Raw genomic sequence first — 295 nt, forward strand, 5'->3', positions numbered from 1 at the left:
AAAAGCCCCCCGGAAAGTTTCTTCGGACGGATTTTCCTGTAATCCTCTAGTCCCACAAAAGCAATCGCTTCCTCCACAAGCTGTTTCCTTTTTTTCCTGTCGTTTATATACAGGCCGCAAAAATAGTCAATATTCTCATACACGGTAAACTCATCAAATACTGCCACGTTCTGCTGCACAATACCAATCTGCCTTTTTGCCTCATAATTATCAGGCTCCATCTCCTTGCCAAAAATCCGGATACTTCCCTTATCATATTTTAAAAGAGCCAGCATACAGTTGATTGCTGTTGTTT

General features: G+C 41.4%; 1 protein-coding gene. It reads right to left on the reverse strand.

Going from position 1 to position 295, the window contains the following annotated elements; translation table 11 throughout:
* Positions 1 to 295: ATP-binding cassette domain-containing protein (locus tag QVP40_RS04285; protein WP_288200320.1), on the reverse strand; the 295-nt coding region annotated here is incomplete at both ends.

Origin of the sequence: Blautia sp. CAG:257 (assembly GCF_000433815.1) — a bacterium.
In the GTDB taxonomy this organism is placed as follows: domain Bacteria; phylum Bacillota; class Clostridia; order Lachnospirales; family Lachnospiraceae; genus Blautia_A; species Blautia_A caecimuris.